We start from the raw sequence: 22,377 nt of genomic DNA on the forward strand, positions 1-22,377 counted from the left end.
ATTTCATAACTATATGATTTTAAAAGTTTTGATTATTTTTTGATCTAAAATTAAATCTATTTAAATCAGATGCTTACATATTTATGCAACAAAGCCACCCAGTGCACTGTGTACACGCTCTTTATTGAACCAATCTACCCAGTTTAGTGTCGCAAGTTGTACATCTGCTAAACCTTGCCAATCCGCTTTTAAATATTCAATCACCTCTGTTTTGTATAAGCCATTCACCGTTTCAGCCAAAGCATTATCGTATGAATCACCGGTCGTACCGACTGATGCTCGTAAATTTGCTGCTTCTAAACGATTGGTATAACGAATGGAAAGATATTGCACGCCTCTGTCACTATGATGAATCACGTTCTTTGGCATGCCTCGATCATGCAATGCTTGCTCCAGTGCATCGAGCACCATATCTGTATTCATACGTGTTGATACTTTCCATCCAACAATTGCTCGCGAGAACACATCAATAATAAAGGCGGTATAGACCCAGCCTGAATGAGTTTGAATATACGTGAAGTCAGCGACCTGAGAAGCATTGCTTCGCAAGGGTCAGGATGATCTGCATTAAAATTGCGTTTTACTAAGTCATCTGCTCGTTTTTGATCATCTCGGCTACGGGTGGTTTGTTTATTCTTACCACGCCAAACACCTTGTATACCTAGCTTCTGCATCAATCGAGCAACTGTACAACGTGCGATAACATAACCTTCACGTTTCAATTGTTGCCAGACCTTACGCACACCATATCGACCTAAACTTTCTTTCCAAATACGTTTGATTTGCTCTGCATGATATAAATCATGCAGAGCACGTTTCGCTCGATGTTCTGGGTTATCAACGAGATCTAAAGCCCGATAATAGGTCGAAGCTGCAATCGGTAAAATTCTACAAATCGCTTCAACACCATATCGATCTTTATTGTTCTGGATAAAATCCACCATTATTTGTGTGGGCGGTCGAGCTCCGCCTGGGCGAAAAAAGCGGCTGCTTTACGTAGAATTTCATTGGCACGTTTTAATTCTTTAATTTCACGTTCCATTTGCTTCATTTTTTCTTGGTCAGATATCTGTTGTACTTTGGCAGGATTTAGTTGATCCATATGCTTTAAATACCAAACACGCAATGTTTCAGGAGTACAACCAATCTTAGGTGCAATAGCTGTGATTGCAGCCCAAGTAGAAGGATAATCTTTTTCAGATTCAATCAATAATTGAACCGCTCTTTCTCTGATTTCAGGGGTATATTTTGGTTTTGTCATTGGAACATTCTCTCAAGAAAGTTGGTCTCCGACAAACCCGGTACGGTTCAGTCTCAATTTTCACACTTTATGCAACAGAGTCGTTTTTATCCTAAGGTCCTTACCACTTGTATTCTTTACGAACATATATCTAAAAAGTGTAGCAAGTTGCTACACTTTTCGCTAGATCAACTCTTTACCAAAAATATCATTCAGTCTTTCACGAATACTATGGACGAATTCCGGATTACTTTTAAGTTTATGCTTCATATTTCGTTTAAAGTCATTCAACCCCATACCAATTTCAGCAAAATCCATTTGGAATAAAGTGTCATTAATGACAATATTTGCTTGAGAGTCAGTGAGGCATCCTACTTTTTTAAACCACTTCTTGAACTGCTGATAATTTTCATCATTATTAAAAATATACCAAGAACGTACATTCATATCGAATTTAGCCCCTAATTCTTTTACGGATGCATTGTCTTCAAATGGAACATCAAGATAGATTTTTTCAATCACTGCAAATTCATCCAGTGCCTTATCAGCAATCCGATGATGCAGTTTAAAATTCACACCTACAATTGGACGGCCTTTCTTAACGGTTTCATACTCTAACTGTAGATCTGTATTTTCGTTAATTTCTGCCACTATTTTGTCTAATACATAGCGTCTAAAATCTACCCAGCGATCATATTTGGTTTCATTAATATCAATCAGTGCTTTCAAGTTTTCTAAAAGTAATGGCACTTCATAACTCTTTTGATTGGCGTACTTAAATTCGTTTTTAATGAAATAAGTATAAAGACTCATACTGGCAACAGAATCTAGGGCAAAAAGATGTTTTAGCTGATAGGTAGTAAAATTACCCCCAGCCAGTTGAGTGAAATACGGCAACACCTCACTGGTAAAACGAATCTGAATCGCATTTTTAGAATCATCTTCCCATCTTAACTCACGGATAATGGGAACGACAGAATGTACTTTTTTAGTCTTTCTCTTACCATTATCAGCTGGCTCCTCAATAATAAAATGAGCTACCCGGGATGAAAGCTCTTTATAAATCCGATCTATTGCAACATTAATTGAATTACGTTTATTTAATCCTAGTAAATCTGCCAAATCATCCTTATACAAATAAATATAAGTTTGTTCGGTAATTTCACCATCTACCCTATTTTTCTCACTATAATTCGCAACCGCCATTGCATATAAAAGTGCCTTATATTCATTGGCTGATAATTCGATTGGGCGAATTAAACGGTTACTGGTACTGACAACGCCATTATGGCGAATGTTGCCTATACAGTAAGGAATATAATTCGATTCTTCTTGCAATGGTTCAGATTCTGTCATAACCGTGATATTTATAATTTAACTTAGTTTTTATATACAAAAGTGGAAAAACTTTCAAGACTTTCACCACAATATTCTAAAAGTGGAAAGTTTGTCATCAAAAAGAAGCATTTTAGCCGATTTCCTGCACTTAAAGTGGAATTAATTATAATCTTTCCACCCCATGATGACAGACCTTCCACCTTTAGTCTCGAAATTACAGTTCAGAAGGTCTATTTTTACTTTTTTCATTCAGGTCTAGTTAGGTTAAGTCAGATAAAAACCCTGATGTGACAAGGCTTCCACCTTTTTGTTAGATTTAAAAGGTATAACTGCACATATAATCATCAGGAAATATCCAATAAAAACAGATTATCCACAGGTTAAGAAGATACAGTGACAATCTTTCCACCTTTAAAGCTTAGTTATGAGACTTTATTAACAGCTTAAATATTTGTTTTTTAAATTATTTTTAAATAAAAATAGCAGTTATAAAAATAGTAGTGACAAACCTTCCACCCTAGTGACAGACCTTCCACTTTATAGTGACAAACCTTCCACTTTATAGTGACAGACCTTCCACTTTACGGTGACAGACCTTCCACTTTATAGTGACAAACCTTCCACTTTATAGTGACAAACCTTCCACTTTTAAAGTTACAAGCACTTGTTTTATATAATAAAAATATGATCCTAATTATTAATTAGCTAAATAACTAATTATTCTAATTTTTAATTAAGCTAGCTTAGTTAAAAATTTATTTTTTAAGTTGTTTTACAGCTGAATAAATAGGATTTATAAATTTAAAAACTATAGTAAGATGAATGAAAGTTATTTATATTACTAAACATTGAAATAAGGAAGCATCTGACACGCATGTCTGCAAAAATTATTACTGTTGCTAACCATAAAGGCGGATGTGGCAAAACAACGACTGTTGTACACCTAGCCTCAGAACTTGCCAATCTTGGCTACAAAGTTTTAGTCATTGATTTAGATCCTCAAGCAAACGCAAGTTTACACATTGGGATCCAACATCCAAGCGAAATTGCTGTCACTACAGCAGAATTACTAGTGGGCGATATTTCGTTGTTGGCAGATGCATTACAAGAAGAAACGAACTTTGAAAAAGTATCATTAATTTATGGTTCCTTAAATTTAGGAAAAACTGAAGATCAACTAAAAGAAGAAGCTCCCCGTCCTTCTGAAGAGTTAAATATCAAGTTAAAACTATTAAAAGATCTTTATGATTTTATATTGATCGACTGTCCACCTAGCCTTAAATTATTAACAAGCAATGCCTTGGCATCTTCAACACATGTCATTATCCCTATCGAATCAGGATCACAATATGGATTGTATGGGGTAACAGATCTTTTAAATCATCTTGAAAAAATCAAACGTATTAATCCAGATTTAGAGCTTTTAGGCGCTTTACTAATTAAGCATGATGAACGTCAGAATGTCTGTAAGCTGATTCGGGATGAAGCCTTGAAACAGGTAGGTAAAATTTTAGAAACCACAATTCCTCAAAGTACTAAAGTCAATCAAGCAGCGATTCTGCAACAACCACTTTTGAAAGTAGAAAAAAATTCAAAAGTACGTAAGGCTTTTGAAAGCCTTGCCAATGAAATTGTAGTGAAAATTAAAACCTGAGAGCATTATGGCAAGCACCAAAGAGCTTTTAGCTCAGAAACTGAAACAGAATACAGAAAAACATCAGCAAGCACAGAAAGACAATATTAAAGAGCCGAAAGAGTTTAGACGTAATGTCCCTATTGAGGATATCAGCCGAAGTCCAAACCAGCCGCGTAAAATATTTGAAGAGTCACAGTTAAAAGAACTGGCGGATTCTATTAATGAAATCGGCCTTTTGCAGCCCATTACAGTGCGTAAACTGGATAATCTGAAATATGAACTGATTGCAGGCGAGCGACGCTTACGGGCACATCAATTACTCGGAAAGTCTGTGATTGAAGCCATTATAATTGATGCAAATAATGTAGAAGCATCTTTGTTAACCCTGGCAGAGAATTTAAAGCGTCAGGATCTGACAGATTATGAGATTTTTATTGGCCTGAACTCACTTGATGAGAAATTAAAGAAAAACAAGCAACGTTTAGCCAATTCACTGGGTTTAAATCGCGAAGATATGTACAAGTATTTAGCATACGAAAAACTGCCGCAAGCAATTTTAAATGACCTTGATGTGGAACCAGGCTTGCTAGGCCGTACTGCTGCAACTGCATTCAAAAAATTTCTATCGGATCATCTTGAACAACTCTCTGAAGCCGAAGTGGCCTTACTCGGAGCTTGGGAAAAATTAAAAGACAAAAAACTCGAGCAAAGCAAAGTTACTACTTATGCTGAAAAACTATTGAGTCAGAATCCAGAAAAACTGACCACAACATCCGTGGTCAGAAAAATTGAATATGCCGGTAAGATTGCGGGGAATATCAAACTGAATCAAAAACAGCTTAAGGTTTCTCTGAATATCTCGGAAATTGACGAAGCCAGTCTCTTACAATTAGAAGATTTCTTAAAACAGCTGATTCAAAAAAGCGAAAAAGTGTAGCAAGTTGCTACACTTTCTTAGCACCCTGAAACTAATTACATCCTCATGCATTATTGAAATTTATTTTCTTAAGTATGCTTCTTTACATTTGGTCTTTGAGAGTACTGTTACTTCGGACTGAGATTAAATTCTGCCTTTCTTCTTGTGGAGTAGTTTTATATTTATCCGGAAATATTATATATGTCCATATAAGCACTCCCAGTTTTCAGGTTTTGTATCAAAATAATCAATTCTTATCAGATTTTTCGATAGGGAAGTATATGTGCTGGTGGAACATAAATAATTTGGTGGTGTTTCAAAAGGTATGCTGCCGTTAAAAAAATACGTTATTAAGGTAAAAGAAAGTAAGCATCCAGCTAACACAGCCTTACCAAGCGATCCTATAAGCCTTAATTTAGTTCCCACCTAAAAACAAGTGGGGACTTAATCTATGAACATGGATATATATTCAGCAACACCTCCTGTTGCTAAAAAACGCAGAACATACAGCAAAGAATTCAAATTCAGTATTGTCAATGCCTGCAAAAATCCTAATACCTCGATCGCTTCGGTCGCACTGCAACATAGTATTAATGCCAACCTTGTCAGTCGTTGGATCAGGATCTTCAGCCATCATGATGGTGCCGTGCAGGATCCTACTCATGTGAATCCAGCATTTATTGCTTTGCCTTACACTGCTGCAATCAGCCAACCTATTGATGAGAGGATCACGTTGTGTATCACCGTGCCTCATACGAATAATGATATTCAGCTAAAATGGCAGACATCAGAAATACCTGCCTTGGCAGAATTACTCAAGGCACTGGCAACATGATCCGTATCAATGAAATTTGGCTCTCTACCCAGCCCATGGACATGCGTGCAGGTATGGATACGACCATGGCTCAGGTGGTGAGAGCCTTTGGCTACATCAAACCGCATTGCGCCTACCTGTTCTGTAATAAACGTGGTCATCGTATGAAAGTGCTGGTACATGATGGACTGGGCATCTGGCTGTGTGCCAGGCGGCTGGAACAGGGAAAATTCCACTGGGCTCAAGTTCACCAAGGTGAAACCGTGGTCCTCAACCCGGAACAGTTACAGGCATTAATCCAGGGTTTGCCCTGGCAGCGCATTGGACGACAGCAAGTGGTAACAATGCTCTAAACCAAGCTCGGCTATTCTGCTATTCTCCAAACGTTCTATTTCATTCTCTTCATGACCTCAGGCATACTGCGGTCATGAATACGCTGCCTGACTTAAGCCAACTGACCCATGAACAACTGCTGGAATTTACCCGGCAGTTGGCGATGCAGCATCAGTCTCTAGCACAATCAAACCAGCAATTAGATTCTAAAGTTCAACATCTTTCTATTCTCAATCAAAAATACGAGCATGAACTGGCGCTGTTTAAAAAGCACAAATTCGCCCAAAAGAATGAACACTTAACGGCAAAACAAATCCATCTGTGGGATGAAGCGGTTGAAGAAGATATTGCCGCGGTTGATCTAGAACTGGAACGGCTAAATGCAGATAAAACTAATGCAGCGACACAGAAAGCCAAAACCAATAAACCTAAACGTCGACCACTGCCAGATCATCTACACACCATCCGTATTGAGCATGAACCTGCATCAACCCAATGTGCTTGTGGCTGCCAACTCCGTCGTATCGGCGAAGATGTCAGTGAAAAACTGCATTTCAGACCGGCACAGTTCTATAAGGAACAGCATGTGCGTGGTAAATGGGTCTGTGATCAGTGTGACACTCTGACTCAGCAAGCGATGCCCGCCTATGTGATTGATAAAGGCATTGCTTCACCTGAATTGCTCAGCCATGTGCTGGTATCGAAGTATGCCGATCATTTGCCGCTGTACCGTCAATGTCTGATCTATCAGCGGGCGGGAATCGAACTTTCTAGATCAACTTTATCTGACTGGATAGGTCGCTGCGGTGTAGAACTGGAACCTCTGGCCAATGCCTTAAAAGAGGTGGTACTACAACAGCAGGTGCTGCATGCAGATGAAACACCGGTCACCATCATGCGGATGGGTGAGAATAATAAAAAACCGAAGAAAGGTTATGTCTGGGCCTATGCCACTACACAGTACAATCCAGTTCAGGCGGTGATCTATGACTTTCAGGATAGTCGTTCAGGCCAGCATGCTGAAGAGTTCTTGAAAGGCTGGCAGGGCTATCTAGTCTGTGATGATTACAGTGGTTATAAAGCACGCTTTAAATCAGGCGATGTCATTGAGGTGGGCTGCATGGCGCATGCACGTCGTAAATTCCATGAACTGCATGTAACTGGGAAAAGTCAGGTCGCTGAACAGGCATTAGTGCTGATTCAGAAACTGTATGCGATAGAAGCAGAGCTCAGGAAAAAGACCGATGGTACAGCGGAAGACCGCCGCGAATACCGACAACAGCATAGTCAACCAGTGATGCAACAACTATATGAATGGCTCAACCAACATCATCTGACAGTGCCATCGAGTTCTCCCACCGCCAAGGCCATCAATTACACTCTGAAGCGTTGGCCAGCTTTAAGCCGCTATCTGGATGATGGCAATCTACCGATTTGCAATAATTGGGTCGAGGTGCGACACGAAGTCGCTTAATGAAGTTGTTCCCCCTGCGGGAACCACCCGTGTCACCGGGTGAATCTAGAAGGCTGAATAAAGAGCGCCTTCGACAATGTAACGAGGCACCGCAAGGTGCGGGGTATCAATCGTGAGAGGCGTACCCTTCTGGCAGCCATAGCCGGACAAGGGCTAGATAATCGGTATGGTGAACACATGTGAATCTGCGTAACGATCGTCAAGTTGAACGAGCGGAAATGGCTGATACGCTCGAACCAAAACGGTAATGGAGGTGGGAATTGCGTCTTTCGACTACGCATTCGTGACCCATACGCCTCCCGGTCGATAGCAGGCACCTAAGCCGATGTACTTCAGTAAGCGGAACGTGGAAATCCCGTATTACTCCCATTGGGAAAGCAGTTTGCAAAAACTGCCCATGGTGATGCGGGCGAAGGAACGAGGAAAAAGCGAATGCCAGTCTGTAATGGGTTGGATAGAGGTTGAAACATTACCCCACGCGAAAGCGGGCTGACGTCCTTATGGTCTCTCATCACAAGAGAGTGTGTAGAACCCTTTTAATGGAGGGAGAGCAAATGAATGCAGCAGTATCAGCGTGTGCACCTTCCAGCACATCGTGGGACAGCATCGATTGGATTGCTGTACAGCGTCATGTCAGAGGGCTGCAAGCGCGTATTGTGAAGGCGGTACAAGACGGCAGGCATAACAAGGCGAAAGCTTTGCAATGGCTGCTGACTCACTCGTTTAGTGGCAAAGCATTGGCCGTCAAACGAGTGTCTGAAAACAAAGGCAAAAACACGGCTGGGGTCGACAAGGTGACTTGGAATACACCCAAGGCCAAGACCGGTGCGATGATGTCGTTGAAGAGGCGAGGTTACACGCCCCTTCCGCTTCGGAGAGTCCTTATTCCGAAGAAAAATGGCAAGATGAGACCTCTCGGGATACCCACGATGAAATGCCGGGCCATGCAGGCGCTCCATCTGCTGGCTTTGGAACCCATCGCGGAGACCACTGCTGATCGGAACTCTTATGGATTCAGGGCTTTGTTGCACAAAGATTTCATAACTATATGATTTTAAAAGTTTTGATTGTTTTTTGATCCAAAATTAAATTTATTTAAATCAGATGCTTACATATTTATGCAACAAAGCCCTTCGTAGCCTGCTTTTTCTACGGCTTTAATTAAAGTAGCGCGATCAAGTGGTTGATGCGCATAAATGACTGCTTTTTCGGTAGCCAGATTTACATGAGCCGATTCAACACCCTCAACAGATTTTAAAGCTTTTTCCACACGGCCTACACAAGAAGCACATGTCATCCCCTCAATCTCTAATGTTTCACTGTAGTGTGGCGTATCAGTCATTTCGGTACTCATATACGATCTCTATCATTTAGATATGCTGAGTTCTATATGCGAAGATCAGCTCGAACCAAGATTAGGTGGAATTCAGGGATTACTTTTATTTCAAGCAAGTACAGGTTTTATCTGTACGATGAGGAAAATAAGAGAGTAAAAGTGGTAAGGAATTCCCACTGTTACTCTAACAGAGATTAAGCAGGATCAGCTGTAAATCCACGCTCACTGAGAGTGGCAATGACTTGATCCTGACTCACCGTTGTGTTGATTTCAATAATACGGTTTTGTAAATCAATATCGAGTGAGGCATTCGAGTCGAGCTCTTTAATTGCGGTAGTAATGCCGCGTGCACAACCACCACAAGTCATATTAGCGATGTGAAATTTCATATGTTGCTCCTTTTTAACAAAACATTTGTTTAAAACATTAGAACAGTAACTCTAAACTTTCACCATACAACCAGCCTTTTTCTGAATCAGTTACTCGCTGTAACTTGGTCTGTTTACAACCTTACAGTTTTCTTCAGAGTATTCCAAAGAAGAGTGTTCTAATGACTACAGTAAATAACACTAAATATAAAAAAAATGGAAGAATAATTTACTAAGTTATTGTTTTTAAGTTGATCCTTGTTTTATATGGGGGTGATAATAACTTCTGATTACTAGTTTTTACCTTAAATATACCGATTGAAAGATTCATTTAAAGGCTATGAATACATGAGTTTTACAGTTTGGCTAGGTCAGCATGAGTACTTTTCACAAGATTTAAGATCGACCATGAACGTGATTAAGTTATAGGGGATTGATGAAATAGTTTTTATGAATTTCTGGCTTTCTGGGCTGATTTTATCAAATTCATGTCTATGCAAAATTGCGACATATTTCTCGTGCTGGTAGTTATCCAGAGTTTGGTCTGCATCTATCCATAGTGCAGACCTTTTTTTGGTGACAGTTTTTTCTTAGTGATTTTCGATCTGGATGTAGTGATTTCACGTTTGCAGAATATATCTTGGCGGTGATCCATCTAATATTCGTGATTATAAAGAGAGCTAATTCACAGGTTCTACAGATTATGTAGCGACTAACTATATCAAAGTCTATTTGCAGTTGATGGTTGGCGCTTAGTTTATATTTACGCTTAGGTTTCAGTTAAAAAATCAATATTCTGTTGAATCCGTGATTGAATCATCTGTAGGGTAGATTCTCGAATTTGATGGGGATACAGGCGCTGCGCAATTTGACTAAATTGAAGTGCAATTTCACGCATGGTCAAGATGATCTCATCGACTTCTAGAGTAGTCAGATTAGCTTCTGAAGTACCGAGTTTATGTATGTCATTTCGGGAAATATTGAGCGCTTCTCCCATAATGTCCATTTGATGATAACCACCTGGACCCTCGCAGAAGGTCACATCATAGGCTGGAGCCAATTTCCATTGACCATTTTTCTCCATGAGAAATGAAAAGTTCTTAGTATGGTCATCCCGATTATTGAAAAGCACATTAAACACAGCACGTTTAAAAGCATGCAATCTTTCTCGTACATCTTGCGTACACATCAAGGTTGCCCGGAGAAAATTGCGATAGTCTAGGCTACCTGGAACTTTATAGTCTGCTCCTGTATATGCAGCCAAACTCTGCATTGGAATCCGCATACCATTTTGACGATCGAATCGTTTAGAAGCAAAAGCCGTTAAACCATTGGGCAAATTAAAGAAATGGGTATCTGGAGTCTCAATTGCACAAAGTCGCAAACATTCTGCATAGACGGCTTCAATGGCGCAGACTTCAGGATGCTCTTGCTGAGCAGGAAACTTAATCAGCCAGGCTTCATGTTGATCAGAATCTTGAGTCGAAAACTCTAAATTGACAGGATCTCGGTAAACCAACGCTTTTGGTCTGGCACCTTGAGGGGAGCCACCCATGACCAATAAATGCTGTAGAAATTCACCACCTTCACCTTTGAGTACTTCTTGAACTTCCTGGGCCAGTTGTTGTAAAGGGATATTTTCTGAGGTTTGCATGTCAGCAACACAAGGTTCAAAGGAGAGGGCACCCATTGCGTGACTACTAATATAGGTCAGACGCTCCAAAGGTCCAATTCGTGCTGAATTTAAGCCAATTTTTTTGAAATATCGATCCATCAACATCATGCCCCAACCATCTGGTAAAGCGTCATAGACTGGACCTGGGAGTCCCATTTGATGAGTAGGAAAACCTTGTCTGAATGGTAGACCTTTTAAAGGCAGCAAGTAAGAAGAGAGCTCAACACCTTGCTGTATTGCTTCTGGACTATATTCAAAAGCAATGGTGGGTCTACCTGTCGTGGCTGTTGAACTAATCAGCGTTCCCCATAACCATGATTCGCCCCAACCGTTGTAATAAACATTAAGTCTATTGAGCATTATCCCTTCCTCTTAATACGGTGGCGCTTACTTTGACTCTCATAGCGAAGAATGTCATTCACACTGTTAAGCTGAGGTTTAAATAGTTCCTGAAGTTCGTTTAATCGACCCAAGACCATTGCAATACGGACTAAATTTTCAACAGATACATTTCGTCCCGCTTCAAGATTCGAAACTGTATTCACGCCGACACCAGCGCGTGCTGCTACCTCAGCTTGAGACATCTCCAGAAAGAGTCGTTGCTTACGTAAACGCTCACCTAAAAGAGTCACAACTTCTTCTGGTTTAGTGAAATATAAATCCATTAAATTGGGTCTTAAGAATGAATAATTTAATTAAATCACAAAATAATGGAATTAATCTATAGCTATAGTGTGGCTAAGGAGGGCTTTGTTGCACAGCACATCAGAAGGGTAGGTATAGTCCTTGGGTATCGGTTACAGAAAATCATCAGGATGTACTTTGACTGATTGTTGATACGGAGATTTCAGTATTTTCATTTTTCCTAATAGGTCACATTACTTAGAAAGGGTTCTTCGAAAATTAGTTCATACTTTAAAAATCCTATAAATATTGAGGATATTTTCTTAATGCTTTCAATATAGCATGCGGCTATATGTAACTCGAACGGGCTTAATCTGCCTTTCAGTATAAATTTTTTGGGCGTGAGAGGGGAGAGGTGTGAGGGCAAGCAATTTATATCGTGGATACTTCTAAATTACTTATGTAATAGAAGGTGGTAAACATGGATTTAGAGGTAATAACACTAAATATAAAAAAATTGGAAGAATAATTTATTAAATTATTGTTTTTATGTGGTTATTGGTGATGTTATGAATAATAATAACTTTTTTCTTGATGAATTTTACCTAAAAAAATTGATCAGATAATTTTCTTTAAATGTCATGCATACATAAATTTGACAGTTTGAAGGGATCGGTATGTGCATTTTTCACAAGGTTAAAGATCGACCATAAATGTGATAAACGGCAGAGGATCATTGAAAAATGAATGGATTTAAACACTACATGTATGCACGAAAAAAAGTATCGCTGCGGTTCTGCTGACAGGCTGTATTGAGCATTGAATGCAAATGATGTAGTAATTGTCTACAGGCTATAGGACCAGCATGAAGAAGAATGAAATGTAGTTGCCAATTTATAACCTTGGTTGAAAAGCATAGCATTGTTATTCGGAGAAGTGAGGTAAGCCATCCTTCTCTTATTCATTTAAAATGATTCTTACTCAACTGATCTCGACTCATGGGCTGGTTCCAATTAGACGGATAATAACTTCCATCCCCTATCTTTTTCTTACCACATTTCTTGCATTTAATCCCTTCTTTGGAGATTTGATTCAGCATCACTGTTGTCGGTTGAATCAAATCAATGACATAGTTCGTTGGTTCAGGAAAAGCAGAAGAGGCTGCTTTATTGCAAAAGAGAACATTCGGATCAAATGGATTGGATTGCACAAAAGCCATGATACAGCCACAGAGTAATTCACCTGCATGTAATCTGTAACATCCATTCAGGTCATCAGACGAAGATTAATCTGAAATTTAAGCACTAAACACCATAAATCTATGTATGGGCAGACTTTTTTGAGACATATGTTGATAAACATGCGGCAAGTTACATTGCTTAAAAGTCTATCTAAGTTAACGATCTATTCAATTCTGGATAAGTAATCTGAATATTACGATCCTAAATTACCCGAAGAGTATTAAGATTTCTAAGAATCGTGATTGTTGGTTTATTTGGGAAATTAATCAGTGGATTGAAGCAAAGATGATGGCTCATTAAGGATTGTGGGCTTCGACTACTTAAATTTTAGGTATTTTGAATAAAGCATATTTCAAAAATCTTAATTAATGGATTTAAATTACCATAAAAACCTTCAATATTGGCTTGAATCCATTGTTGTTGAGAGTCAATGCGAGACCAATCAATACCATAACCACAATGAGCAATCAGATGCTCAAAGAAAATCCGTTGTGTACGTCCATTACCTTCACGGAATGGGTGTATGACATTAAGCTCACAATACAAGTCGGCAAGTTGAGGAATCAGTTGTTGTGGTGCTAAGCCTTGAAAGTATTTTTTTTCTTGAAGCGGTTTGAGTAGTTTATTGGTTTCAATTTCAATACGGGAAAAATTACAAAAACGGGTGTCACCTTTGGAAATATCGATTTGTCTTAACTTTCCTGCCCAGTCGTATAAGTCGCCAAAGAGCTGCGCATGAATTGATTTTAAGTATTGTAAGTCGTAAGGTGGTTCAGCATATTCAATTAAGTTACTTGCCAATCCAGACAGTTCTAGTTCAGCTTGTTCTAAAATTTGTTCATCACGAATATTGAGTTTGTTCTTTAGGATATTTGTGCCAGGGTAACAATACAGGCTGTCACCCATTTCCCCATATTTATCCATACATGCACCTGACTAAGATTCGGGTTGCGAATACTTCTTATATTTTTGCAAGATTTCAGCTTTACTTTGTTGAGTTGTTTGAGCTGTCGTTGTAATGCCTTCAAGCTTTAGGCTGGCTTGATAGTTTTGCGAACGTGTCGCTTGAATATATTTTCTTTTCTGTTCAGTGGTTCTGAGCATTTCGAAACTCCATTGATGCTACACGTGAAGTAAGTATAGCAGAGAATCTTTTTGATCAATGCTGCATACACAGCATTTCTAAAATGTAATACAACGGTATTGTTTCATGTAATAACAGAAAACTAAAAAAAAGTGGAAGAATTCTTAAAATTTAGACCGTCATAGATAAGCAAACCGTATGTATTTGTTGAGAATTGTAATTTTGAGAAAATTTAGTTGATAAATTAAATGAAGTTTCATATACAAAGATATGCTCATTTTTTAAATCGATAAAAATGTTAAGATTTGACTATTTGGTAAAAAATATAGAAATTTTTATGGGGCAATTTATCATGCCCTTTTGCTTTGACCGAAAAAATGTTCAACTTGAGATAGTAAAAATTAACTCAGAACTACTGAAAATCAAAAAGATTAAACAGAGTCAGAAAGTAGTAGTACAAGCAAAGTTCAAAATAATCTATGTGAAAATTTGGCAAAAAATCTTGCTATTGATGCAAACGGAGCCAGGCTTACGTGTGCATTCTAATTATGTTGCAATCTTACAGTTGATACATAATCTTGATGATTTTATCGAAAAATCACAACAACACTTGTGCTTTGAAAGAAAAGCTCAGAAAGAACTGGATGCTAAATTTTTTGCAAGATTTTTTAAGCTAACAAAGAATTCAATAAAGGATCAACTTTTACCAAATCGTTCTGATCACAATGAATTTAAACAATGCAACGTGATAAAAATATTAAGCGAAAATGAATATGCCAAACATTGAAACACAAGAGCAATTCTTAGATTTAGCAGAAAAATATCAACAAGATTATTGTCTATTACGTGATGATATTGTAAATACACAATTTGTCGATCTATCAGATGATTTGTATAAAGATGTCTACGCTCTATACAAATTAGCACAACAAATTTATAGCTATATATCAGGCTCCAGACAGATCGGTAAGTATTCTTTTTTAGCTGCTGTGAGTTTTTTTGCATGTCCAGATTCTAGTAATACACAAGAGCTGTCATCGCAACGTTATTTGATTCTACAAGCGAGTTTTTTAACATATCGGCAGTATCAAGAATTTGCAAAAATTGATAAAGCTGAGAATAAGCAAAAACATGTTTGTGACCTATTACGCTATGTCTCACGATATGTGCTGGATTCTAATCATGCTGAATTATTTCATGAATGTAGTAAGCTGCTAAATTGTTATGTCACGTACGAACGTAATTTGAAAAAAGAGGATCGTAATCAACTTTTTAATATTAAAGATTTCGAACAAGTACAAGTCATAGAGTATTTATCGGCTCTATTAATAATTTTTAAAAGACTAGATGATCGTCGTGTAGTTCATCGTCAGCGTAAGTCAAAAAAAAGCAAAGTTTTGCAATGGCCGACGAAAAATGAACTCAAAAAATTTCGTGAAATTAAAACGGGTAAGCAAGTAGATATTGGACATAACGCAAAGATTAGTATTTATGATGCCGCTCTTCACAAAGATGAAGAGGGTGAAGTTGATCTATTAGATCCTGAAATGGAGTTTTATTCAGAAGATGAAAAGTCTAAAAATTTAAATTATATACTCAGCGATAATGCGACGCATCTAATGCGGCATCGCCAGCGCCGTCATGCTCCTTTTGTTACAAATCCACATTATTTGGCGCCAGATATACTGAAGCAAATTGTTTATGTGTTGAGAACCGAGTTATCCGGGCACTGGAGGGATGCTGCAATCGCTGCAGCATGTTTATTGTCACTTTTGACGGGATTATCACCCGTCGCACTGATGGATTTTAACGAGCTTATTCAAGATGGAATTTTGATCCAGAATGGTTCAAGTAGACGTCGCGAATATTTACTCAAATTAAATCTTAAAATTACAGAGCAGAAGATTAAGAGCTTAAATCATGTGCGGTGGAATGAAGTGATGACACATCAACTACATTTACCTTCTGCTTGGTTTGACTATATAGAACAAGCATCGAATCCACTAATTTCATCAACACACATTAATACGAAACTTAAGAATTGGCTTGATAATCGGTTTGTAGGTTCGATCACTGTAGAAAAACTGCAGGCTCAATTATATTTTCATATATATTATGAAACATATAATGAATATCTTGCTCATGTAATTGCTGGGCGGGATAGTCAGCATCACATGCCTGGTATCTATTATGGCGGGCTACCGAAAACTCAACTCAGTAGCACATATCTAGCCTTTTTAGAAAAAGCACTTACACCACATTCCACACATTTTACTGAAGACACGGCTGAACTAAAAATATTGCAACAACAATTCAAAGTGCAATCTGCATTATCTATAGGAAGGATAGGGAGCCAACTGGCACTTGAACCCAATTTTGTGAAAGAGCAATTCCATATTTTACATAGACATTGTCACGAAAACATCCAAGAAGATAAGCACATTATTAATCAACTTAATGCATATGCGTGTTGGATGTGGCATATCAGTTTGTTGAGTTTGGCAAGTCGGCCTAAAAAAAACCTGTTGGGGAATTTGGATGATTATTGTGTTGAGCTCAAGCTTTTATATGTGAATGATAAAAAAAATAGTAAAGCAAGAAAAGATGGTCGTTTTATCCCTTTATCTGATTTTTTCATAAAAACACTGCAAAATTACACTGCCTTTTTAGAACAAATTATTGAAGCGTACGGTTCATTTTTTAGACAAGTCTTTGCAAAGAAGAAGATAACTGTAAATGATCTTTTTGGTAAGGTCATTTTTAGTAAAGATATCTTGCCGATAACTGTCAAAGAATGGCAGAGCAGGAAAATTAAGTTAATCCCTTTATCGAGAAAATGGGTGAATTCATATATGCAAGGAGTCTTTCCAAAGAATATGTATTCGAATTGGTTACGTCATTTTGACATGAACTTTTTGATGCATGAGCAGCAAGAGGGTAAACCAGCATTAGCTTTTCACTTAATTCAGGCCCTGTATGGTCATGACCAACGTGACCGAGAGGCTTTTCATCCGCATTCTTCACTTATCCCGAATGTCTATGTACAGCAAGCCCGCCAGCAATTGCAAGATAATGTCAAATCTTTATCGATTAAACACTTAGAGCGAAAATAGTTGTATGCAAAAAATCAAAGAACTAATAAAACCACAACTAGATGATCTATTTGTTGATATTCATAAAATGGTGAAAAAGTCGCTAGATAGACAGCCTTCTCCACCTGAAGTATTGACGAAAGAAATGCAGCAAAAACTTGATCAGCAGATCGCTGAAAAATGGCATGACATTAAAGATAGTGTTGATTGTTTGAGTCAAAAGTTGAGCCGAGACGAACAATCAAAACTGATGCAATTTACTGAAGATGAATTTAATAAAAGAAGGAAGCAATTCAACCAGAATGTAGATAAAAAATCATACAGAATTAAGCTAAATCCACATACTAAACGGATCGTACTGCCTAGAAAAATTGAGAGTACAGAGTCACGGTTAGAACAGGGGCATCTACATATCCATGTACTTAAGGAATTAAGGCAGTATTGGCAAGATTCATTTGAATATTGGAATGAACCAAAGTACTTATGGGGAAATTTATGCTTAAGTTTTATATATATTTCAGGCTGTGCAGATGAACAGCATTTGATTGCTATTCAGAAGCAATTGCAGGAGGCCATTGAGCTTGGTACAGATCTGAATTGTTTTCGGTTATACCATTCGGACTACAAAAAAATCACTAATCCATTGTTACTACATTATCGTGTTGAAAACTCTCAATATGGCAACGATGTAGAACAGGGAAAGTTGTACCAATGGAAACATGTTTTTTTTAACCCATATGCGCAGTTCATTTTGCAATATTTAAAAAAGTTGAAAGCTGCTCAGAAAGAATTTTGTCTGCAACATTCAGTTGAAGATTGTATTTTAGAAAGCTTGAGTAAGATAGGCAGGAAAAAAAGTCTTGGGGATCTGCAATATCAAATTAAACGCCGTGGATTTCGTGCATTTAATGATGTGCAAATGGTACTCGAATTTAATCCAAACCTCAGCATAGATATATTTTTGAGTAATGTGCTTCAGCAAGAGATTAATACTGTTGCTTTAAGGCCATCCGAATTTAGATTGCTGTGGAATAATGATTACAATCAAGTCACAGAACCAGATAATCGCCCTATTCATTTTGAACAAGAGCAGTTACTTCCTGAAGTTCCGACTGTTCAAAGCAAATTACAAACGATTCCGTATGAGTTGATGTTGTTTGGTCAAAAGAAACGTAAAGGTCAAAAAGTTGAGCGTTTAGATAAAAAGAGGAATAAAGAAGAACGCACGCTACGTTTTTGGCAAGAAACTAGAAGGGTGTTAGAGGAGAAGATAGTTGATGCTAATACGGAGGAAAAGTCTTTAATTGATGCTCAACTACGCTTAATTCACTGGTTAATGCATTTAAAAAAACGAGGGCTTCAATTATCAACTATTGAAAGCTACTTAGGATCGTTTGGCAAAGAATTTATATTTGAGATTTGGCTCAATAAATTAGATTTAAAGCAACAATCCATAGATGACTATGAGGATTTATATCGGCAGCTATTGAAATACAGCAGTGAACGTGATGAAAAAGCAGTTCAACGAGATTCGGTGAAAGGAAAAACCTCTCGTAAGATGCACCAAAGCGCAGAATACCGTTTTGGTCGCCTAAAAGATTTTCATCAATTCTGTATAGAGAATTATGATGCTCCAGGGGTATTGGTGTTACAGAATTCAAGTTTTAAGCATTTACAAATTTGCAATGCACGGCTAGTGAGTCCTTTGCTATTTGGCAAATTATTGGAAAAACTAGAAAATTTAAGTCAAGAGCCAACGGCATCAGAGTGGGTCGATCATCTGAGTTGTTTAAAGCTGATGTATTTACTAAGTTATAGAACTGGACTTCGATTAAATGAAGTTCGTTGTCTTAAAATACAAGATATTATTTGCCCAGAGCTACTTTATAAAGAAAAAGAAAATACAGTTTTTAATAATATCACGCTTCATATCCAAGACAATTCATATCGCCGTCTGAAAACGCGAAGTGCGAATCGTCAAATACCATTGAAAATTGCATTGTCAGAACATGAGTTTTTAGTAGTACAACGTTACATACAACATCGTTATGAGCAATATTTGGTTAATCAGCAGGATGATCTACTTTTTAGTGTGAATCATCGTGTATTAACTGATCAATGTATCAGCAAAATTACAGTAGATTTGTTTAGTCAAATATTAGGTATGCATCATGGCTTTAGTTTTCATACATTACGCCACAGTGCTGCTAACTATCTAGCAATAACTTTGCTCGGTTCAAAAGAAATGATCAAGACCTACACAGATTGTCCTTGGGTAAAAGCAAAAAAGATGAGGGATTTATTGTTTGGTATGAAAGCACGTGCTCAAGAAGAGATTATTCAACATAAATGGCAGGTGCTCGCCTCTTGGATGGGGCATAGCAGTATTGAGCAAACGGCTTCAAATTACCTTCATGTTTTGGATTTATTAGCAGTCGATCGAATTTATAATTCGCCGTGTATCATTTCAAAAAAAGTATTAGAACAGTGTTTTAGTCCAGTGAAGTCAAGTACAGACTACATAAACCTAAATCGTTATACTCAGCAGCAGAAATGGTTTAATTCTTATCAGCAAACACAGCCAGTTACGATGGCTGGCCGACAAGAAAAGAAGTTTAGTATAGAGAAGAGTACTCTGACACCTTTTCAACGTTTGATAAGTTTTAGAGAAGGTCGATTAAGCGAAGATACCCAAGCTCAAGAATGGATGCAACGATGTCAATGGATGAGCACTAAATGGATGGATCGCCAAAAATTTAATTTAAAAACGAATTATGTTTATAGTAAGAATTTAGAAGAGAGTTGGTTTGATGAACTTTACGAAAAGGCTAAAAAACTGACTCGTCCAGATGAAATAATTCCTCTCCTTGATTTTCATTATAAAGATGATAGGCAGCAAGATGCACTGAAAGAAAAGAACATGGTTAAGGCGCTTAAAATATTATTATTATTTGGAAAACTGCGTAAGAATTTTCTACATTTTCAATGCCGAATGAAAGGTGATGAGCAACAAATTGTTAATTTTATTACTGGTATAGAGCCAATGTTAGGAGATCATCTGTATTTAGAAAAACAAAACTACCCAGTTAATTTGGATGCTCCTGAGCGAACCGTTAAATTTAGTTTTCAAAGAGTTGTCGGCTCTAACAAAAAAAATGTTACTCCGCTGGTTATATTTAATTTAATGTTAAAAATGATGCAAAAAGATGAACTCTGGATCAAATAGCCTAAGCATGTTAAAGGGGAATTGTTTAGAAATTTCCCTGTTTATAAGTAAACTGCCTTTATGAAAAGCACCATGCTGACTTGGATTAATAAGCGGAATGTAGTATCACAGTTTGATCGCTGGATTTACGAAAATGGTGTGAAGATTAGCGGTATGGTAAATCGATGAGCTAAAGTGTTGTAGTCCAAACTCGATCTGACAATTACCCATTTTTTAGTGTGCCCGTCAGGTTAAATTTGAACTGAATTTTTCTCAGCCCAAATTCATTTCCAATCAAGTTATGTTTCAAGTGGCGTGCGAACACTGCACAATTTAATTCACGGTGCCTAAGACAGGTATCAACTTCGGACCAGCCATTCTAGCTTTGCTAATGATTTCCACCAGCTCATCATAAGTCAGTTCAAACTTATCCTCACTATCAAATACATAGACCATATTCTTGCCTTCATGTTCAGGTGGAGTAGGTGGTACAAATCGTTTCGGGATAAGAATTTGTGCGAGTTGTTCGTCAGTTAATTTAAATAAGTGCATGTTTTTATCCTACTGTTCCTTAAAATGTATTCAAACATACTCAAGGACTAATTCGCACTCTGTTAATGTCTTGTTGCCAAGCGTGTAACTAGAGCCTGAGTCGGTCAGTTCCGACTTGTAGCGGTCAGTCCGTTCTTGCAATATACGCTTTACAGTTTTGTAAGGCGTATAACGACTTATCTCATTGTCGTTTAATCTTGCAAGCACGTTTCTCGCAGCATTCCAATCAGCTTGCACAACTTCCCCATTGAAACGGTGAAAACGATCTCCCTTACGTGTACCTATTAAAAGGCCATGCAAGAAAGAATCACTTTGCGAAGTATATGCAGAATTGACTAGATGCACCGTAGAACCTCTACGGTGAGATATAGAAGTTAGGGCATTAGCTAACAAACCTTTAGCCCATGTATTTAAGCGTCTATTGGTGTTTTTGCCATAGTTGCGTTTACTTTGAATTGGGGATGTTAAATCTTCCGCAACAATCACTTTGGCTTTATCAACCAACTTGTGAGTTGCTGTAAATATTAATGTTTTGAGCTTTGCTTTTTGAGTATCTTGTCGCTTATCTAGTTTTTTTCGACCTAGATTATTTAACTCAATTTTCTGTTTCTTGTGTGGTTTAGCTTTAGCAATCGCTCTGAGCTTGTTTCTGTGCTTGTACTTTTGATTTAAATAATCTGATTCACTTGAGATCAGCTTGCCTAGACCACTCCCATATACATCGCCATCAGAGTCCACAAAAGCTTCTGAGTACCCTTTATCAACACCTACGGTTTCCTGACCACAATCCTGTGTTTCAACTGCATCATAAGTTGAGTGAACTTCAACATTACCGTTTTTTAGAATGATTCTAAGTGTGCCTTGTGGCGCAAAATCAACAGTCGTATTTAATGGGATTTTAATGGTTTGTCGAGGGATTAGGCTTGGTACTTTAAGCCAACATTGACCATTTAACTCAAAGGTTTTACACATATCCGCACGAACAATAATTTGATTATGTGTGTGATTAACACCATGCTTAAAGTGATTACGCATTTGACGATGGAGGAAATTATCAGTCATCCATTCATCTTTTTTAAGCAAGGTGTATAGTCTTTTTTGTTCATTATTACAGGAGGTGCGTTTTCGGATCGCCTGCTTTACTTTGTCTTTTGATGCTTCTCGATAGGCTTTAATATCACCTATGCAATCACGTAGCGTTTCTTTCCACGCATTTGCAGAAACACCAAAGTCACGACTTTCTTTCATCCACGCATCACGAATAGCTCTGTCACTGATATTCAAACCTGAAATAGCACCATATTTAGCCCACACCTCGCTACGAATACGACCAAGTAAAACAGCTTGTTTCTCAAGCTGTTTGTACTTTTGCACATTCAAGTTTTTACAATGGTGGATGCGTGTTAATTTCACAAAGTCATGCCTAGGTTAAGGGATTGGATAATCAAT

17 protein-coding genes, 4 pseudogenes and 1 other annotated feature are annotated in these 22,377 nt (G+C 37.8%); of the genes and pseudogenes, 10 read left to right on the top strand and 11 right to left on the bottom strand.

Going from position 1 to position 22,377, the window contains the following annotated elements; all coding sequences use genetic code 11:
- Positions 1 to 96: 96 nt before the first annotated feature.
- Both FTU02_RS14975 and FTU02_RS14980 read right to left on the bottom strand, forming a co-directional pair.
- Positions 97 to 1,261 (bottom strand): annotated as a pseudogene (locus FTU02_RS14975) (IS3 family transposase); the annotation flags it as partial.
- Positions 870 to 986 (bottom strand) — a sequence feature (AL1L pseudoknot). It overlaps the preceding pseudogene by 117 nt.
- A gap of 162 nt (positions 1,262 to 1,423) precedes the next feature.
- Complete coding sequence (locus tag FTU02_RS14980) at positions 1,424 to 2,596, bottom strand: replication initiation protein (protein ID WP_127800989.1); 1,173 nt, start codon at positions 2,594 to 2,596, stop codon at positions 1,424 to 1,426.
- Between the two features lie 856 nt (positions 2,597 to 3,452).
- On the opposite strand from FTU02_RS14980, the gene FTU02_RS14985 reads away from it, so the two are divergent.
- The 6 genes and pseudogenes from FTU02_RS14985 to FTU02_RS15010 form a co-directional block, all read left to right on the top strand.
- Positions 3,453 to 4,232, top strand: coding sequence for a ParA family protein (locus FTU02_RS14985; RefSeq protein WP_179990956.1), 780 nt, complete (start codon positions 3,453 to 3,455; stop codon positions 4,230 to 4,232).
- A 7-nt stretch (positions 4,233 to 4,239) separates the two neighbouring features.
- Complete coding sequence (locus FTU02_RS14990; protein WP_119879449.1) at positions 4,240 to 5,151, top strand: ParB/RepB/Spo0J family partition protein; 912 nt, start codon at positions 4,240 to 4,242, stop codon at positions 5,149 to 5,151.
- Positions 5,152 to 5,581: 430 nt separating this feature from the next.
- Entirely contained in the window at positions 5,582 to 5,965 is a 384-nt protein-coding gene (locus tag FTU02_RS14995; RefSeq protein ID WP_179990955.1) for a transposase, read from the top strand.
- Entirely contained in the window at positions 5,962 to 6,297 is a 336-nt protein-coding gene (tnpB, locus tag FTU02_RS15000; protein WP_179990954.1) for an IS66 family insertion sequence element accessory protein TnpB, read from the top strand. Before FTU02_RS14995 ends, tnpB begins: the two co-directional genes overlap by 4 nt.
- A gap of 74 nt (positions 6,298 to 6,371) precedes the next feature.
- Positions 6,372 to 7,730 (top strand): annotated as a pseudogene (locus FTU02_RS15005) (IS66-like element ISAba25 family transposase); the annotation flags it as partial.
- A 575-nt stretch (positions 7,731 to 8,305) separates the two neighbouring features.
- Positions 8,306 to 8,770: pseudogene (locus FTU02_RS15010) on the top strand (reverse transcriptase N-terminal domain-containing protein); the annotation flags it as partial.
- 113 nt (positions 8,771 to 8,883) lie between these two features.
- Here FTU02_RS15010 and FTU02_RS15015 read toward each other — a convergent pair.
- The 7 genes and pseudogenes from FTU02_RS15015 to FTU02_RS15045 all read right to left on the bottom strand — a co-directional run.
- Positions 8,884 to 9,105 (bottom strand): annotated as a pseudogene (locus FTU02_RS15015) (cation transporter); the annotation flags it as partial.
- 176 nt (positions 9,106 to 9,281) lie between these two features.
- Positions 9,282 to 9,476: a heavy-metal-associated domain-containing protein gene (locus tag FTU02_RS15020; protein ID WP_179990953.1), complete on the bottom strand. Its 195-nt coding sequence runs from the start codon at positions 9,474 to 9,476 to the stop codon at positions 9,282 to 9,284.
- A gap of 748 nt (positions 9,477 to 10,224) precedes the next feature.
- Positions 10,225 to 11,490 (bottom strand): type II toxin-antitoxin system HipA family toxin, encoded by a 1,266-nt coding sequence (locus tag FTU02_RS15025; protein ID WP_000934717.1) that lies wholly within the window; start codon positions 11,488 to 11,490, stop codon positions 10,225 to 10,227.
- The gene (locus tag FTU02_RS15030) at positions 11,490 to 11,795 is read right to left on the bottom strand and encodes a helix-turn-helix domain-containing protein (protein WP_000366814.1); all 306 of its coding nucleotides are present in this window, start codon (positions 11,793 to 11,795) and stop codon (positions 11,490 to 11,492) included. The genes FTU02_RS15025 and FTU02_RS15030 overlap by 1 nt, the downstream gene beginning before the upstream one ends.
- Before the next feature lie 920 nt (positions 11,796 to 12,715).
- Entirely contained in the window at positions 12,716 to 12,973 is a 258-nt protein-coding gene (locus FTU02_RS15035; RefSeq protein WP_004726728.1) for a hypothetical protein, read from the bottom strand.
- A gap of 349 nt (positions 12,974 to 13,322) precedes the next feature.
- Entirely contained in the window at positions 13,323 to 13,919 is a 597-nt protein-coding gene (locus FTU02_RS15040; RefSeq protein ID WP_179990952.1) for a putative adenosine monophosphate-protein transferase Fic, read from the bottom strand.
- Between the two features lie 12 nt (positions 13,920 to 13,931).
- Positions 13,932 to 14,099 carry a YhfG family protein gene (locus tag FTU02_RS15045; RefSeq protein ID WP_000946583.1) on the bottom strand — a complete coding sequence of 56 codons (168 nt, stop codon included), beginning with the start codon at positions 14,097 to 14,099 and terminating at the stop codon, positions 13,932 to 13,934.
- 317 nt (positions 14,100 to 14,416) lie between these two features.
- On the opposite strand from FTU02_RS15045, the gene FTU02_RS15050 reads away from it, so the two are divergent.
- From FTU02_RS15050 to FTU02_RS16545, 4 genes are read left to right on the top strand one after another with little or no spacing between them, the layout of a single operon-like run.
- Positions 14,417 to 14,866, top strand: a complete 450-nt coding sequence (locus FTU02_RS15050) for a hypothetical protein (RefSeq protein WP_002046161.1) — start codon at positions 14,417 to 14,419, stop codon at positions 14,864 to 14,866.
- Positions 14,853 to 17,192: a hypothetical protein gene (locus FTU02_RS15055; RefSeq protein WP_127800787.1), complete on the top strand. Its 2,340-nt coding sequence runs from the start codon at positions 14,853 to 14,855 to the stop codon at positions 17,190 to 17,192. Before FTU02_RS15050 ends, FTU02_RS15055 begins: the two co-directional genes overlap by 14 nt.
- A gap of 4 nt (positions 17,193 to 17,196) precedes the next feature.
- Positions 17,197 to 20,397: a site-specific integrase gene (locus FTU02_RS15060; protein ID WP_127800785.1), complete on the top strand. Its 3,201-nt coding sequence runs from the start codon at positions 17,197 to 17,199 to the stop codon at positions 20,395 to 20,397.
- Between the two features lie 60 nt (positions 20,398 to 20,457).
- Complete coding sequence (locus tag FTU02_RS16545) at positions 20,458 to 20,565, top strand: hypothetical protein (RefSeq protein WP_372551473.1); 108 nt, start codon at positions 20,458 to 20,460, stop codon at positions 20,563 to 20,565.
- Positions 20,566 to 20,709: 144 nt separating this feature from the next.
- Here FTU02_RS16545 and FTU02_RS15065 read toward each other — a convergent pair whose 3' ends face one another.
- Together FTU02_RS15065 and FTU02_RS15070 are read right to left on the bottom strand one after the other, a co-directional pair.
- Positions 20,710 to 20,928, bottom strand: coding sequence for a hypothetical protein (locus FTU02_RS15065; RefSeq protein WP_000550047.1), 219 nt, complete (start codon positions 20,926 to 20,928; stop codon positions 20,710 to 20,712).
- 30 nt (positions 20,929 to 20,958) lie between these two features.
- On the bottom strand, positions 20,959 to 22,341 hold the full coding sequence (locus tag FTU02_RS15070; RefSeq protein ID WP_159153749.1) for an IS200/IS605 family accessory protein TnpB-related protein: 1,383 nt from the start codon (positions 22,339 to 22,341) through the stop codon (positions 20,959 to 20,961).
- Positions 22,342 to 22,377: the final 36 nt, after the last annotated feature.

Source organism: Acinetobacter sp. YH12045, from assembly GCF_013419925.1.
In the GTDB taxonomy this organism is placed as follows: Bacteria; Pseudomonadota; Gammaproteobacteria; order Pseudomonadales; family Moraxellaceae; genus Acinetobacter; species Acinetobacter amyesii.

Coding starts and splice junctions, on each gene's coding strand:
- FTU02_RS14980 (WP_127800989.1), bottom strand. CDS start 2,596: ATGACAGAATCTGAACCATTGCAAGAAGAATCGAATTATATTCCTTAC.
- FTU02_RS14985 (WP_179990956.1), top strand. CDS start 3,453: ATGTCTGCAAAAATTATTACTGTTGCTAACCATAAAGGCGGATGTGGC.
- FTU02_RS14990 (WP_119879449.1), top strand. CDS start 4,240: ATGGCAAGCACCAAAGAGCTTTTAGCTCAGAAACTGAAACAGAATACA.
- FTU02_RS14995 (WP_179990955.1), top strand. CDS start 5,582: ATGAACATGGATATATATTCAGCAACACCTCCTGTTGCTAAAAAACGC.
- tnpB (WP_179990954.1), top strand. CDS start 5,962: ATGATCCGTATCAATGAAATTTGGCTCTCTACCCAGCCCATGGACATG.
- FTU02_RS15020 (WP_179990953.1), bottom strand. CDS start 9,476: ATGAAATTTCACATCGCTAATATGACTTGTGGTGGTTGTGCACGCGGC.
- FTU02_RS15025 (WP_000934717.1), bottom strand. CDS start 11,490: ATGCTCAATAGACTTAATGTTTATTACAACGGTTGGGGCGAATCATGG.
- FTU02_RS15030 (WP_000366814.1), bottom strand. CDS start 11,795: ATGGATTTATATTTCACTAAACCAGAAGAAGTTGTGACTCTTTTAGGT.
- FTU02_RS15035 (WP_004726728.1), bottom strand. CDS start 12,973: ATGGCTTTTGTGCAATCCAATCCATTTGATCCGAATGTTCTCTTTTGC.
- FTU02_RS15040 (WP_179990952.1), bottom strand. CDS start 13,919: ATGGATAAATATGGGGAAATGGGTGACAGCCTGTATTGTTACCCTGGC.
- FTU02_RS15045 (WP_000946583.1), bottom strand. CDS start 14,099: ATGCTCAGAACCACTGAACAGAAAAGAAAATATATTCAAGCGACACGT.
- FTU02_RS15050 (WP_002046161.1), top strand. CDS start 14,417: ATGGGGCAATTTATCATGCCCTTTTGCTTTGACCGAAAAAATGTTCAA.
- FTU02_RS15055 (WP_127800787.1), top strand. CDS start 14,853: ATGCCAAACATTGAAACACAAGAGCAATTCTTAGATTTAGCAGAAAAA.
- FTU02_RS15060 (WP_127800785.1), top strand. CDS start 17,197: ATGCAAAAAATCAAAGAACTAATAAAACCACAACTAGATGATCTATTT.
- FTU02_RS16545 (WP_372551473.1), top strand. CDS start 20,458: ATGAAAAGCACCATGCTGACTTGGATTAATAAGCGGAATGTAGTATCA.
- FTU02_RS15065 (WP_000550047.1), bottom strand. CDS start 20,928: ATGCACTTATTTAAATTAACTGACGAACAACTCGCACAAATTCTTATC.